4 protein-coding genes and 1 pseudogene are annotated in these 15,331 nt (G+C 53.3%); 2 read left to right on the top strand and 3 right to left on the bottom strand.

From position 1 onward, the window contains the following. Positions 1–80 precede the first annotated feature (80 nt). Genes ACJJU9_RS13120 through ACJJU9_RS13110 form a run of 3 tightly spaced genes read right to left on the bottom strand, consistent with a single transcriptional unit; the run spans position 81 to position 12,268 of the window. Positions 81–4,445 carry a SpvB/TcaC N-terminal domain-containing protein gene (locus tag ACJJU9_RS13120; RefSeq protein ID WP_407728676.1) on the bottom strand — a complete coding sequence of 1,455 codons (4,365 nt, stop codon included), beginning with the start codon at positions 4,443–4,445 and terminating at the stop codon, positions 81–83. Then, positions 4,442–9,307, bottom strand: a complete 4,866-nt coding sequence (locus ACJJU9_RS13115) for a neuraminidase-like domain-containing protein (protein ID WP_407728675.1) — start codon at positions 9,305–9,307, stop codon at positions 4,442–4,444. The genes ACJJU9_RS13120 and ACJJU9_RS13115 overlap by 4 nt, the downstream gene beginning before the upstream one ends. A gap of 33 nt (positions 9,308–9,340) precedes the next feature. Continuing rightward, positions 9,341–12,268 carry a Tc toxin subunit A gene (locus tag ACJJU9_RS13110; protein ID WP_407728674.1) on the bottom strand — a complete coding sequence of 976 codons (2,928 nt, stop codon included), beginning with the start codon at positions 12,266–12,268 and terminating at the stop codon, positions 9,341–9,343. Positions 12,269–12,408: 140 nt separating this feature from the next. Between ACJJU9_RS13110 and ACJJU9_RS13105 the strand changes: the two are divergent. Beyond that, positions 12,409–12,576: pseudogene (locus ACJJU9_RS13105) on the top strand (alpha/beta hydrolase); the annotation flags it as partial. Between the two features lie 504 nt (positions 12,577–13,080). Beyond that, positions 13,081–15,207, top strand: a complete 2,127-nt coding sequence (gene mtlD / locus ACJJU9_RS13100) for a bifunctional mannitol-1-phosphate dehydrogenase/phosphatase (RefSeq protein ID WP_407728673.1) — start codon at positions 13,081–13,083, stop codon at positions 15,205–15,207. Positions 15,208–15,331 lie beyond the last annotated feature (124 nt).

Genomic DNA, 15,331 nt, shown 5'->3' with positions numbered 1-15,331 from the left:
CGAGCGGTATAATCCGCTGACACGCGGGCTGCATGACCGTCGTACTGGTGGCTCACCCACCCAGTACGACGGGAACTCACCTAACTGTTTGAATCTGGCTCGTACGTATCGTTTTCGTCTTCGCTGATGGTGTACCAGGTGCAATAGGTCTGGCGGGTGAAATCACCGTTGGCATGCAGAGTCTTGATTACGCGCCCCAGTGGGTCGTAGAAGAGTTGGTCACAGTAGCCGTTTGCGCGCAGTGACACGTCATTCAGGTAGCGGTACTGATCAGCAAAGTACGGTTGGTACTGACGGATAGCCTGACCTTTGTTGTTGTATTCGACCCGGCCGCTGACTCGCCAACGTTTGTCGCTGTGACTGCTTACCGGTTTGTCGCTGCTGTCCAGTGTCAGAGCACCGTTCTTGTCGATTTGATAAGCAGGCCCTGGCACGGTCAGTTGTTTGTTTTGCAGAACCCGGCCGAACCCGTCGCTGCACGCCAGGCTGATACGGATGATCAGCTCAGCACTGTCCGCACTGGTGGGGTAGCGGTCGGCCTGCAGCACCGCAACATGCACGGGCTCACGGTTGTTCATCCAACTGAAGGGTTGGTAGAAACAGGCACTGGCAGCTTTCTGCAAAGCGCTGCCTGGATCGGCAATGGCGGCTTTCGGGCTGTCATCTTTGGGGCGGGCATATTTATCCAAGGGGTCAAACCCCACGGGCTTACCGTCTTCTTCGCCGTAGAAACTGGAGACCAGCAACTGACCAAATGCGTTATAGCGGGCCTCTTGCACGTTGTTTTGCGGGTCGGTGATCTTTATTGGCAGCAGGCAGCGATAGTCATGTTTAGCCTGGGTTGTGCAGCCATCCGGGGTTTTAACCGAGGTGACCAGACAGTGGTAGCGATCATGTTCAACCACCGTGACCCCATGGTCTTCTGTGGCGCGAAAATGATTGGCCCGGTAAAAACCGGCAAGACCGCTATAGATCGCAAAGCCTTGTTTGATTGCCCATAACGCGGTTTTGGCGGGTTTTTCAGACAGGTCTGGCTCCGGGTCTGGCAGAAACGGGGTCATAGGGGTGTAGTGGGCCTCGGTCAGCGCCTTTTCCAGGTCGAAAGGTTCGGCTCCGGGCATGCGTGGTACGTCGTCATACACGGCTAATGCCTGTTCATCCAGTTCCGCGTGTTCACTGTGATGCTCCAGCGCCTGAATAGAGGCCTGGCCTGCAGGCAGGGGGGTAGAACTTTGAGCAAGGCAGTAATAGTGCTCGGACATACCCGCCAGCACGCGCTCGGCATTGACGCCTAGAGGGCTGTCAGCGGTGTCCGAAATGAAGTGTTCGTAGCTGATGCGCCCGTCGTCCAGGGTGTTTGCGCCTTTGCCTTTAGGTAACACTAATGCGTTGCTGCGCTGACGATAGGGCAAGCCCAGGCGCCAGCATTGAGGCTCGACCAAGTGAATGGCCTGGGCGCGGGCTTCTGTCAGGTAGTAGGCTTGTTGCGCTGAATCGTGGGTATCGCGCCACCATGTTTGCAGATGTGTGTCGGTGAACGGCGGCATGTCGGTCGGGAGTTTACGCCGCGCGTAATTGATCGCTACGCCATGTTCCAGGCTGCCGTAAGCGTCTACACGCAGGTTAAGGGTATGGCTGCAGGCCGGATCAAGCGGTTCGCGCTCATAGCGTCGGGCAATCGACTCAATCGCCAGCAACATGCACCCTGAGGGCTCCAGCATGCGGACCATGTAGCGTTGCTGGTTGACGGAGTAGGGCACAGCGGATTCCGCTGGATCGTTGGCGGCGTAGATCTCCTCGCGCAGCGCCGAGCCGCTGAGGGCCTTTTTCATCTCCAGGACCATCGAGTCCGAGCGAGTGGTGACCAATGTATCTTGAAGGCTGTCGGTCTCCAGACGACTGAGCAACGTTAAGCCTGGAGCCTCGACGTTTTTGTCCTTGTCGTAGTAATCAGTGAGTGGCATATCGATGTGTTTGCCGGTGTGAAACCATGATTTGCGCAGCAGTGCATCGCTGTGTTCGGTACCTGAAGGTTCGCCGAGCAGGGTGGGCGTGTCAGTTTCAAGCAATAAACCGTATCCCTGAAACGAACGTTCCCGACTGTCATAAAACCCTTCCCGGTACTGGAACTGCTGGATCATCCGGTTGCCGCTGATCAAGTCTTGTTGCTGCTGCTGGCTGACCAGATGCAGCGGGAATGGCAAACCGCTGACCAGGGGTTTGTTGGCTGCCTGACGTTCTTGTTTTTCATCCAGCCATTCCTGAGCGCTACTGCGATAGTTCAGGGTTGCCGTCGCACCCATATTGTTGGTGGCGCCGGTTAGCAGGTAGGGCTTATGAGTGACAAAATCATAGCGCCAATGACGGAGGGTGGGATGCGTCGTAGTCAACACCAGGCTGGAGCAACCAATGCCCTGCAAATCGGCAGTACTGACTTGGCAAAAGCGGTCATGACGTACGCCTTCAGGCCACTTTAAAAGGGTGGGTGACGATTGCAGACCATTACCAAAACGGTTCATGAAAATCAGCACGTGATCGGTTTCTACATACAACAGATCGACCGCCCCGGATCCATCCAGGTCAGCCAGCAGAACCCGCGAAGGATCGAACGCTGTGTAACTGAAAGGCAGGTTGGCGAACACAAAACTTTTACCGAAGCGACCGCGTCCCAGGTTTGGCCAGCAGGTGATCTGGTCGTGGCGAATACGGATCAGGTGCTGCTGACCACTGCCCAGCACATCACTGAACGCGACCAGTTCGCTGGCTGAGTTACCGGGTTGTGGCAGTGCGTCGGTGTCGGGCTCATGGTCTATCTGCTGCGGTGCGGTAAACCCCGAGGTGCCCTGATTGATATACAGTCGAACACTTTGGCTACCGATCAGGGCAAGGTCCTGGATACCATTACCCATCAAATCGGCCAGTTGGCCCGCGGGGTGAAAAAACTCTTGGGGCAGTGCTGCAAACGGGGTAAAACCTGACCAGCTTCTGTCGCCATTGAGGGTGAAAAAGCCGCTCATGCCGGGCTGTGCGAGCACCCAATCCAGCTGGCCATCGCCGTTCAGATCGCTCAGTGCTTGCAGGGTGGGTTGGCTCGAGTCCGCAACAGGCACACGAGGTAAAACGTGCGCCGGGCCATAGCTCACCGCGTCCTTGCCCTCGGACGGCGATGCTCTGAGCGGTTCCCGGTAAGTCCAGTTATGGTCTGAGCGACTGAGCACCCCCGGCAGGCCATCGTTGTATAAATCCACTAGCTGATAGCCTGTCTGACTGAGGGGCACCTGCAAAGCGTCGAAAGGCCGGTAGTTTTCAGGCTCGGTTTTCAGCACAAAGGCGCTGTACCTCAACCTCAGCGGCGGCCATTTACCCGTGCTGTCGGATGCGTCGTAGGCCTGGTTTTGCACGATATGCAGCAAGTTTCCGCCCGTTTCAGTGAACTGGTATTGCAACACCAGGCGCCGGACCAGCACTGGAGCCGGCCCCATTTCCGGCTCGTCAGGAAAGTAATGGAACATCAAGATTTGCTGACACAACCTTTGCGTGCCGAGCTCAAAGCCGTAGGTGTAATTGAAGAACGGATCCTGACGCTGTAACCAGGGATTCTGTTCAGTGTAAGTGGGCTTTTCGGTCAGCCCGATTGCTCGTTCTCCATAGTCCAGTACCAGCTCAAAGTGCCACTGTATGTCTGTCGGAGCATGGCTATTCCACAGCACGAGATTCTTCAGTGCCTTGAGATTGGCATAGCAAACACGTACCAGATAACGCTGCGCGCGATAGTCATGGGGTTGGCTGGCGTCTTGGGCGGCCGTGTCGCTTTTGTAGTCGTAGTAAATATGTTCGCCGTGGGGGCTCAGACTTTCTTCAAGCAGCCATTGCGCGACATGCTCGGGCGCATCGGGATCTGCACAGCGCGCCGCTTGGGTTTTGCCAAAAAAATGGATGTTTCCATCGCCACTCTGTACCAACCAGAAACCCGACGTGTCTTCGCTGGTCGACCAATGTTCTATGCGGTCAAAAGTGCTTTCGATACGCGGAAAATAACGCACCACAGTGTGTGGCGCGCTGAGTTCTACACCGTTGTACTCACTGACGGTGCTGGAGATGAGCGCCCCTTGTGCGGTGCGTTGGGCGAACATTTCCTCACCGCCAGCGCTTACAAAACCATCCTGCTCGGTGTAGGACGGTACGCCCTTGAGGGTATTACGAACAATGGCCCCGACCGATAAACTCCAGCCCATGCCGAAAGGGCCATTGCCTAGCGTGCTGCGGTAACTGAGGCTCAATGATGGGGCGAAAGCGCGACCGGGTGACAACGGCAGCGGTATGTCAAACGATGCCTGCCCGGTCATGCCAACAGCGCCCCAACCGGTACCGATGCTCTGGATGGCACCCCCGCCCTTGGGCAGAGCAGGGGTGAGCACCTCATTATTGCCAGGTTGGCCGGTCATGCTCTGCCTCCCAAGTTTTTTGCGGTGTAGCGCACGTGAACAATGATGTCGGTCAATGACCCCAGCAGGATGGCCTGATCTATAGGGTTGGGAAATGCCAGTTGCCAGCGAGACACCGCACCGGTGTATTCGAAGGGTAAGTAGCGCTCATCGTGATCGAAATTCAGAGTAAACAGGCCGTTGTCATTCAGGCCGGTAGAGAGGGCTATTTCTTCATGTACGTGCAGGTTTTCCTTGATGCTGTCGGGCGCTTCGGAGAACTGGATTTTGTTGTAAGTCTGGGTCAGGGTGGCCCTGATGTTCTCATAAGGCCCCAACGTTGCAGGAAGCGACACACTGATGCTTTTGATTCGGCGCAGATAGTGCCCTGGATAGTCAGCATCAAACAGTGCTTGAGTGAGTTCAAAGTCTACGGTGCCGTTCACCAGCAGATCAGTCTTAAGTGCGCTCCACTCTTGATTCAGCGTCGCATCGTTGTCTTTGCGGTGCAGTTGGCGCAGTGAAATGGTTTTACTGATTTCCAGTGCCCGCTGGTTGTGCTGCAGGTAGGCAGTGCTCATTTGCAGCAGATTGAGCTTAAGCGATTCGCCCGCTGCCAGGCCCCGGTATTGGTTGTTCCACAGGGTGTTCTGAATAAAGGTTCGGGTATAGTCAGCCTGCTCAAATTGCCAGCATGCTTGAGCGGCCAAGCACAGTGAATGAGCCATGTCATAGGCCTGGAAGTAAAACGTCGACAGTTGGTTGTTGAGCCACTGATAAAGTTGAACGCTGCAGAAGCGTTTGCTGAGTGTTTCGTAAGTCGCTTTGGCCTGTATCAGCGCCGTTTCAGTGTGTCGAAGTTGTAAACGCGAGACTCGGGTTTGTTCGGCATAAGTTTCAAGCTGGGCATCAATTTGACTGAGCTCAAGCTGGGCTTGCTCCAGTGCGTAACTCCATTCCTGGTTGCGGCGGTTGAACTGCTCGGTGCGTTCAAGGTGGAATGCGCTGGAGCGTTTTATATGTGCTTCACTCTGAAGTGTTGCTTGTACAGCCTGCGCAGCGCCTTCGAATCGCATACCTCCATTGGAAGTGCCGAAAATATTGGGCAGTAACATGGCGATACCGGCAGCCGCCTGTGCGGCATAGGCGCCGATTTCCACCTTTGCACTTTCCTGATATTCCTGAGTGGCCCGGGTTTCACCCGGGTTGATACCTTCCAGCAATTGTTTCTCGAAGTACTTTGTGCGGGCTTCGACGACCCTGCGACCGGCGCGCAAGGCCGATTGATTTTTTTCATCAACAAGCAGTGCTTGAGCCTGCTGTTCTACAGCCACTGCGCTCAGGTCCCAAGCGTGTGCATATTGCTGCGCGATCTGTTCTGTCTGCTCTTTTCGCTCGAGTAACGACAGCAAGGTGTTTCCAAATTGAATCAGGTTATCGACAGCCAGCATGGCCTGCGCATGCATCACCTGGAAGCGATAATGGCCAGCTTGGAATTGTTGCGCATGCAAGGCTGTCACCTGATTATTGCCGCCTCGATCAGCTCTCGACAGCAGATCATGAGGTGACAACGGGGTGGCAAACAAAGAGAGTTGCAACGGTTTACCTGCGAGGTCGAGATGGTGGCGCAGGTTATGCAATCGACTGTCTATTTTGTCCCACCGTGCAGTCAGGCCCGGATTCAGAGGTCTGCGCAAATAAGGCGTGTCTGCGGTCAATGGCAAGAGATTGTCGCGAGCGGGGCTACGACTAGGAAGCGCTGAAACCACATCTCTCTGGCTGACATGCGCTTCCAGTTTTCGCAGCTCATCGGACGATTCAGCGCTAAGCTTTTCAAGGCTGATGCTTGCCCACGGGTCAATGGATGTGAAGGCCGGACGTGGCCCGAGCAGACGTTTGGCGCGTACATACCAGAGCTTGGCTTCTGCCAGGCTGTCGGCGGTCATTTGTCGATAAGCCGCATCGCCACGATTGATCAGAATGTCCAGGTACAACTGGTACAAGGCCTGGCGAAAATGAACAGGCGCACTTAAAGCAATCTGATTGGGGTCATAGGGGTTGTCGCGAGCATAACTGGGTTCTGTGATGGTGCTTGTCAGGAGTTTAAGTCGCCAGAAACCGGACGTATCATCGTTACTGTCATCTTTGCACCCAGGGTTGAAAAGGTAATGCAGCCACTTCTGAGCCTCTGCATAACGCTGCTCCATATTCAGCCGATAGGCGATCAGCCAGGGCAGATACAAAAAAAGCTCCCAATAGTACTTGCCATGGGCGCCATGAAAGTCAAGAGGCTGCAATCGGCGATCTTCTGTTAATGGAGCTTCGAACCATGAATTGGGGGGTAATGAGAAGAGCGCTTCGAGGCTGATAGTAGCCGCTTTTGTCAGCGTTTCGGCAAAACCGGTATTCAGGCGAATAGGTTCACGGAGTTCTTTTTGATGTAGGGAGTCACTGTGTTCAATGAATGAGCCGCTGAAGTCCATGCATTCGGTGGTGCTATTGATATTTGACGCAATGCGCTTGACTTTAGGAGCCCGTGGAATAATGGCTTTGGCATTTTTGTCCAGGGTGACTGTCAGCGTCTTGAGTGCATAACCCAGTAGGTAGGGTTGTGAGTACCTGGTTTCTACCTCAAGAATAGCGACGCCATGCAGAAGGGTGAATTCAGTCTGCTCGGATCTAAGCGCCGATTGCACGTTTTTTTCAGCATACGGGCGCAGTGAATCAGCGTCGAGTTGCACTTGGGAGGTAATTGATTGTCCGGATTTTAGTTCTAGCGAGGTGCCTTTCAGAAAGTGGCGCGGTTCATCATAGTCTTCACCAATAATCAGAGTGTTTGAGCGAAGTATTTTTTTCGGAGTAGGTGTTTGTTTATCTAGAGGGATAATGATGATGTGTTTGTAGGTGCGGTTAAACGCAGTGGTTGTCAAATTATCAAAGGTTAAATGTTTTACAGGGTCTTCTTTGTCATCGGATTTGATCACGACGCTGATAGAATACGATTCGGAATTGGAAATGTGCAGTTGACTGAAGATGTCTTTGTCTACCTCTAGGTCTTTCAAGTCAAACGTTATTTTATTGTTTTTGTCGGGGAGGTTGACGTGGCTTTCTATCTCTTGAGAAACGGAGAAGAGTGAAGTCTTCTGGAGGTTTCTGGTATTAATGATGATGATGTCTTGTACATCTTTAATGGCGAACGTCTGTTGTGTAAAGGTGATCGAGGAACCTGGTTGCAAGAGCAGTTTGGGTTGGTCGGTAACGTTCAAGTTTACTGTCAGATCAAGCCATACCTTATTGGGGCCGTTGTTGGATTTAAAATTAAGCCTCTGACGTTTTGGGAAGTCATCCGCAAGGGTGGACTTAACTTCAAGCGCGCTGGTGGTTGTATTAAACCGTAATCCATCAGTATTTGAAATATTGTTTATATGCTTTTGTTTGTCCTCGAAGTTCCATTGGGCTAAGTCAGTGTGGTCGGACATGTTTGTGAAGTGCTCAACTTCTACGGCTCGACTGGAGGGCGCGTGAAAATTAAAGTTGAATTTGTTGTGGACAGCAAAAATCGCTCCATATTGTTTGGCCAGTCGGGCGTTTGTTGGGGTGGCAATAAAGTCCCGTAGTGTTCCAACTGAATACAGTGGCTTGATGCCGAACTGCAGGTCGAGTCTTGCGGCTTGGTAAAAACCCTGGGTCAATTCTGTGGTTGTTTCGTGGGTGTTGTTGCTGACAGTTTCAATGTGCAAGCCCAAAAATAGAGAGGGGGGGCGAGTTGATGAGTCCAACGTGGCAATAGTCGTGGTAGCGGCATTAATGCCATCCGGACTAACTTTTAACGTGTTGTATTCATCAATGCAGATTTGTGGCAGGCTCCAACTGCCATCGTATTTCTGATAGATAAAGTTTAGGCTGATCTTTGAAAGCCGAGTTTTAAGAAATGCTTCGGAGCGGGCTTTGTACTGTTGCTCGTCTTCGTCATGTTTGAAGTCTGAAAGCGGGTCGGTTTCACTGAATGAAGGTGTGGGTTTTATCACCTGTGCCCAAATAATGAATAGACGATTGTTGAAAAAAACCGGGCGCACACTGCGATCCGGAATATTGTCTGATGCCGGTAGCGGAATTTTTTGCCAGTCCGACCAGGCAGAGGCTTCGGGTGTGTCTTTTTTTCCAGTACTTGTGCCGTCTTCGGATGGATGCATGGCTCGTTTGGCCATGTTTAGAGATCGCCAATAATAAGTTTTTTCTGCTCTGGACTTGCCCACAAAGTAATACACGCTGCTGGCTATGTTTTTTTTGACAGATTCATTATTTTTGATATTGATTTCTTCATTTGCGGCTATATTGATTTCGCCATCAATATAGCCGTTAAGCGTCGTCAGGCTGGCAATATCTTCAAACCTGCCCAGATAACTTTGTACCGCCGATAAAATAGTGCTGGATTGAATTCGATTTTGATTTATGTCATTTTCAAGTTGCTGAAAATTTTCAGTCTTGTTATTACGTAGTTCCGGGTTTAAAAAAGTAGAGGGGAAATACCGCAGTTGCTGGTTGGCGTGCCAGGTCGAGTAGTTGTGCAGGGTGTCCTGCCAGGTTGCAAGTTGCGCTGGCGACATGCCAACGTTTTCATAGCCGGGTTCCAGGCCCAGTGAAATGCCATTGATATATTGCTGCAGGCTGGCAATGACGCACGCCACCCGGCTGGTCGGTACCGCCTGGCTGACTAGCACATCCAGCAGCCAGTAGGCGTAAAGATCATCGGCGGTTTTGAGTGTCTGGGCCAGCCCAAGTGCTTGTAGCGCCGGGTCATGCGGCACAGCATGGGTTAAGTAAAGCGCAAGTTGCGCATCTCGCAGTTTTTCATTGAGTTGCTGATTGAGCGTGTGAGACATGGTCATTCCTTGAACAGTTCGGTAAGAAAAACGTTATGGTTTTTGCGCCGCAATGACGGCCTTGCCGACCAGCTCCCAATCAGCGTTGGCAATTTGTGCGTGTAAATCCGTAGCCTTAAGCAGCACTTTGCTGGATAGCCCGGTGATTTTGGCGGTGTCATGCCCGCGCATCAGCCACTCCAACTCCTGCATGGAACGCACTCGTTTGGTCGGCAAATGATTGACCAAGGCCTCAATCTCAGCGGAGTCCCAGTTAAAAATTGCCCCCAGCAATTTGTTGCAGTGCGCAGCCAGTAATGTGGAATCACTTTTTGCGTGGTCGGTGTTCGAGGAATGGAAGTAACTCAGCAGGACGTCTTGCGTTACCCCATAGGTGTTGATGCAGTGTTTGAATTGCTGGAGCAGGTACAGGGTGCTCAGGGTCAGCTTGAGCATTGAATGAGGGGCGTTGTGAGTGTCCAGCCAGTGCGGATTCAGCAAAAACACTTGCAAGGCTTCCCGCGTCAGAGGTAGTTGCAAAGTGCTATCCGCATCGGGGAGTAAGAGCAGCAGGTATTTGAGCCCGTAGGGTGTTCTTGGCCGCCCGAGCGCATTGACCATGTGGCGAGCGACATGTTTGAAGCGCAGGTTTAGTAACTGACTCGTGTCAGATGCGTGTGAAGAGTCTTTGAACAACCGCGTAATGTGCTCGGCCACGGGTTGTAAACGTGTGTAGGCCGCGAGCAATTTGGGTTCAAGGTTTTGTATAACTTGGGCTTTTAGATGTTGGTCGGTATCAGTATCAGCATGGAGTTCAACTTGATCAGAAATGACATAGAAAACGGCACGTTTTAGTGACTCCAAATCGGTTTTTTGCGCTAACTGCGGCTGGGCTCTCACCAACCCAATAGCAATCAAGTTACGCCATGAAAGCGAGATAGGTGCCACTTTGGATTCGGGGTTGAAATTTGCCCTGGTCTTGAGTTTAGCCTTGGGCTCGGGCAGGTTGAGTGCATCGATTTCTGCCTGGGGGATCAGTCGCGCCTGAAAGTCCTCAAGTAACTCACCGAGTTTTTTTAACTGCTCGGTGACGAGCGAGCTTTGTGGTGTGTGGCTTAAAATCAACTGATGGCGCAATTGCTGCACACTGCTGCCGTTACGCTTCAGCCAATTGACTGCCCAGTCCATTTGCATGAGCACATCAAGAAAGTCTGCTGGTGAGCTTTGGCCAGAGGCGCGCAAACTGGGTTTGACCCATTGATCGGACGTATTTGCGGATCCCAGCATATTGGCCAGATGGGCGCACTCCATGACTGAAAGCCCGAACAGGCTGGCAATCCGTGATTGTCGGTAGAAGGAAGAAAGCGTGGACAGGTCTTTTTTGAGGTGTCCATTGATCTGTTGTGTGCGCTCGGCCACAAAACCCAGGGACTCGGCCGTATGGTTCAGGCCAAGTGCCGTACAAATCTGATACAGGGCAGTCTGGGTAGCGATGTCTGTCGCGTTCAGGTTCAGCGTACTGTCATCGAGTTGCAGAGACTGCTCGTTTAATTGCCCCCTGTTGAAGAGGCGATCAAACAGTGAATCGCTGTTGCCCACCGCATGAACAGGCAAGCGGTACAGCAGCGCTGAAAATTCTTCAGCCTGCAGGCCGTAGCGACGTTTCAAGTAACGGAACACCCCCAACACACGCAGGCTGTTGTCATTAATCGCAAAAGCCGGGTCCGGCCCGCCTTCGCAGCGCATGGCGCTGTACATCAGGGTATCCAGTTGTGCGAAAGGCTCTTGTAGCCAGCGCTGCAAGCGGATCATGCGCTGCAGGCGATCAAATCGCTCGGCAGAAGTATTGAGCAGTTCAACCTGACCGTTGCGGTCAGTTTTAAGGTTTAACCGCTTGGTTGAATCGAGTTCAGTGCCATTGATGTAACAAACACCATGGAGGCTGGCCAGATCTGTGTCCAAGTGGGTGGGCAGTCCAATTTTAGACGATCGGGGCAGGTACTTGCCTCGCGCCAGCAGTTCATCCGCCTGTGCTGATGTCAGCCCTGTTTGCTGCATGAAATGAGCAAGCTTTTTGAGAGCAGGTTCATCGCTGCCATAGTGGGCCGTGAAAGCCGATTGACTCTCTGTCCAAAACGGCTCGGTTAACAGGGTTTGCTGCTCAGGGCTTAGACCTGACATTAACCGTTGAGCTTCGTAAGCCTGATGATGGATTACGCCATAGGTGTTTGTGGCCATTTCGCCGAGAGGCAAGCTCAGGCTTAAGCGATAATTCAGTTCACCCAGTCCGGGTTTGTTTGCGTTCAAGCCCAGCAGACACTGTTGATGCGCAAGATCAAAGGGCAACTCGAAGGGATAGCGCGTTATTGCCAATACTTCATTAACCGATTTTTTTTTGTACCTATCGGTGTTTTGGGCCAGGTGGATGTGCAAATGCTCGGTTAAGGTTTCATTGACGATGGTCAACAGAGGCAGCTTCCTGGAGAGGCTCTGGTTGTCTATTACCATGTCTTTGAGGGCGGGTCTTCGTATGGCGAGGGTAATGCGCCTGCCGGTGCCTTTACCGGTTTTCTCGACCTGTTGCGCAAACAGATACAAAGCCCGCAAATAAGCCGCAGGCGAGTCGAGCGCAGCGATTGAAGATGCATCGCAGAACGTATTCCAGCTTTCTTCAAATAAGGCCGCATAGGTCGGCCCGGCAGCTGTTTCACTGCCAAGGCTTCGCTTGGGCCTTACCAGTTGCTCCCGGTGCAGGAACTCCAACTGTGCGGCGTAACCGCAGGCGTGATCGTAAGCCTCTGCGGCGTTGTCATCGCAGTGTTGAACCACTTGTTCGATAAATTCAGTTCTGGATAAGCGAATGATGTCGAAGACAGAATGCAGTTTGAGCGCTGCCATAGTCTGTTTGAAGTTAAGCCTGCCTTCAGCGGGTGGCGCTGGAGAATCGATTAACGAATGCAGCAGTGGGAGGGAATCGGGCATAGCGAGGCTGCTCCTAAGGGCCAAATGGACAATCCTTTGGCCGTTTCGAAGCTATCAAGGCACTCAGGTGTAAACAGCCAGACCGGGCCCTTTGCAGGCTAGGAGATATCGCTTCTTGTTACAGATAAAGGCGTTTTGCTTGCCTGACTTGGGGTGACAGCATCAAAGCCTTGAGCGACGCGGGCTATCGGGTAGTGGCGCCGGACCAGATTGGTTTTTGCACCTCAACTAAAACGGCAGACTACCAATTGAGTTTGCAACAGTTGTCAACCAACACCCATGCATTACTGGCCAGCCGCGGCAGCGACTACGGTGGGTTCATCTGCGAATCAAACCTTGATTTAGAGCGCTCACCTGCGTTATAGCTAAAAAGGTATTCAATAGTTTTACAGGAAATGACAAACACTTATGGACGGAAGCACACGTATCCATCGCCAGTTCGGCTCACATTTCGCCACCCTGATTGCGCAATGTGGGCCTCATCTAAAAGGCTGCGTTCGCGCAACCGCAGGGTGTCTCTCCCGCCTCCTGGCAAATCTCGCTTTACCCCACCTCAAACCCTGCTTTTCAGGTAGCAGCGCCAACTGGCGCCACTGTTACATCCCTCCGCCTGATTTTTTCTGATCGTTCGCCCAACCGGCGCGTTTACCGCACGTTTTTAACGGCGAGTACGGCTGCCCGGCTTTTTATCTGAACCTTTCATTGTTGACCTGCTGCGTCTACTGGACAGTGGTTTCAGGTCTCCATCAGCGCTTTGCTGGCCATCCAGAAACAGGCGGCCAAGCGCTCGCAGTACAAGGAACGACACCCCCATGATCTATTTCCAGGGCAAGAGAATCTTGAGCGCCATCTTTGATATGGATGGCACCATGTTTGACACCGAACGCCTGCGTTTCAAAACCCTCAAGCAAGCTGCCGTTGAGCTTCACGGCACGCCGCTGAGTGAAGAAACCCTTATTGGGTCATTAGGCTTGAGCGCGAAAAAGGCCGAAGCGCTGGCCAAGGCCAATCATGGCGAAGACTTCCCCTATGCCCAAGTGCGCAAGCGCGCGGATGAGCTGGAACTGGCCTATGTGCGTGACCATGGCGTGCCGATCAAGGACGGCTTGCTCGAAGTGCTGGAACGCTTGCGCAAGTACGGCCTGACCATGGCCGTTGCCACTTCCAGTCGGCGTGCGATTGCCGAGGAATACCTGATCAACGCTAATGTCTTGAAGTATTTCGATGTCACGGTGTGCGGTGACGAAGTGACTCAGGGCAAGCCACATCCAGAGATTTTTCTGACCGCAGCCAGTGCGCTGAATTGCCTGGCGCCGCATTGTCTGATGCTCGAAGACTCCGAAAATGGTTTGCTCTCGGCCATTCGCGCTGAAGGCCAGCCGATTCTCATCGAAGACATCAAAGCCCCCGCGCCCGAGGTCAAGGCGGGCGCTTTAAAGGCCTACCAGAACATGCATGAGTTCTTGGCTGACTTGAACGACTGCATGCCCGACTTGGGCACGCCGGAGCTGACCGAGAGCTTCCCGCAGGCGTTCAACCAGTTCAGCGTCGGGATTCATGGTTTTGGCGCCATGGGCGGCGGCTACCTGACGCAAATTTTCTCTCACTGGGATGGCTATACCCGGCCGTGTGAAATCATTGCCGCGACCCGCTCGCGGATGTTGCGCGACACCATCCAGGCATTTGGCCGCTACAGCGTGCGCTATGGCGCGACGTCATTCGACCAGACCATCGATAACCTGACCATGATCGACCTGGACGACGCCGAAGCGGTGATCCGCATGTACGACGTGGCGGAAATCATCGGGCTGAGCCTGCCCGAAACGGCCATTCGCAATCAGGCGCACGTGATTGCCAAGGGATTGATCCGCCGCTATGAGCGACGCGGGCGTGAACTGACGATTTTGACGGTATTGAATAAAGTGGGCGGGGCCGATTTTGTAAGGCGTCACGTGAAAACCCAACTGGCCCAACTGGTGTCGCCGGAGATTGCGCAAAAAATTCTTGATAACACCCATTTTGCAGAAACGGTGGTCAGTCGCATTGTCTCGAAAATCTCCAACGATGCACTGGTGCGGCAATTGCGTATCAAATCGAAGATTTTCCAGAACAGCCTGGATGAGCAGCCATTGCCCCGTAAAGCTTCACCCAAAGTGCCTGCGCCTGAGTACGAGCGTTTGATCGCACGTTTTCGGCCCTTTGCTCAGTCGAGCAACGCCCTCAGCCAGTTGCACCTGATTTTGTTTAACAGCGAGTCGGACATGCCGCTGTATGCAGAGCGCAGCAGCAACTTGCTGGAGCGTTTGCGTCAGATCAAAACCGTGGAAGACATCAGCCAGACCCAGGTCATGAAAAACCTGCTGTGGAACGGCCCGCACGCGATCATTGCCTGGTATGCCAGTGTGCTGGGTTACAACGTGTTGGGGCAGGGCATGGGCGATGCGCGGGTCAGCGCCCTGGCTGAACGCTTGATTCACCAAGAGGTTGGCCCGGCGCTGGTAGCTGAGTACCCGCAGATGGCCGAGGCGGTGGCAGATTTTTCGAAAACCTTTCTGGAACGCTGCAACACCTCGTTCAAAGACCCGTGTGCCCGCGTTGGACGTGACCCACTGCGCAAATTGCAGCGCAACGAACGCATTTTTCGCAGCATTGACCTGGCCAAAAAGCATGGCATTGACAGCAGCGCCCTGGAGTTTGGCAGCGCCCTGGCCTTGCATTACGCAGTGTATTGCGCCGACAGCAAAGACCCGGAAAGCCAGTTGATCCGCAGCGTGTATGACGCGTCGGGGAACATTGAAGACGTGCTGACCTACAGCGGCCTCTACAACGGCAAAGCCTATCCGGGGCTGGACCCGGTGGCAGATGCAGCGTTGGTGAAATCCATTAGCAAGCAGTTTGCTCGGTTACACGAACAACTGCCTGCCGTCTGTGGCTTGTAGTCGCTGAGGAGCGAAGCGAGGCTGCGATCGGTTGCGCAGCAGCCGTAAAATCCCATGACACGGTATGCCTGAGACACCGCATTGCCCGGATTTACGACGACTGCGTCCTCGATCGCAGCCTCGC

The sequence above is a fragment of the Pseudomonas helleri genome, assembly GCF_045830615.1.
In the GTDB taxonomy this organism is placed as follows: domain Bacteria; phylum Pseudomonadota; class Gammaproteobacteria; order Pseudomonadales; family Pseudomonadaceae; genus Aquipseudomonas; species Aquipseudomonas helleri.
The sequence above is the reverse complement of the archived record's forward strand: the minus strand, read 5'-3'. Positions and strand labels throughout refer to the sequence as shown.

Coding starts and splice junctions, on each gene's coding strand:
- ACJJU9_RS13120 (WP_407728676.1), bottom strand. CDS start 4,445: ATGACCGGCCAACCTGGCAATAATGAGGTGCTCACCCCTGCTCTGCCC.
- ACJJU9_RS13115 (WP_407728675.1), bottom strand. CDS start 9,307: ATGTCTCACACGCTCAATCAGCAACTCAATGAAAAACTGCGAGATGCG.
- ACJJU9_RS13110 (WP_407728674.1), bottom strand. CDS start 12,268: ATGCCCGATTCCCTCCCACTGCTGCATTCGTTAATCGATTCTCCAGCG.
- mtlD (WP_407728673.1), top strand. CDS start 13,081: ATGATCTATTTCCAGGGCAAGAGAATCTTGAGCGCCATCTTTGATATG.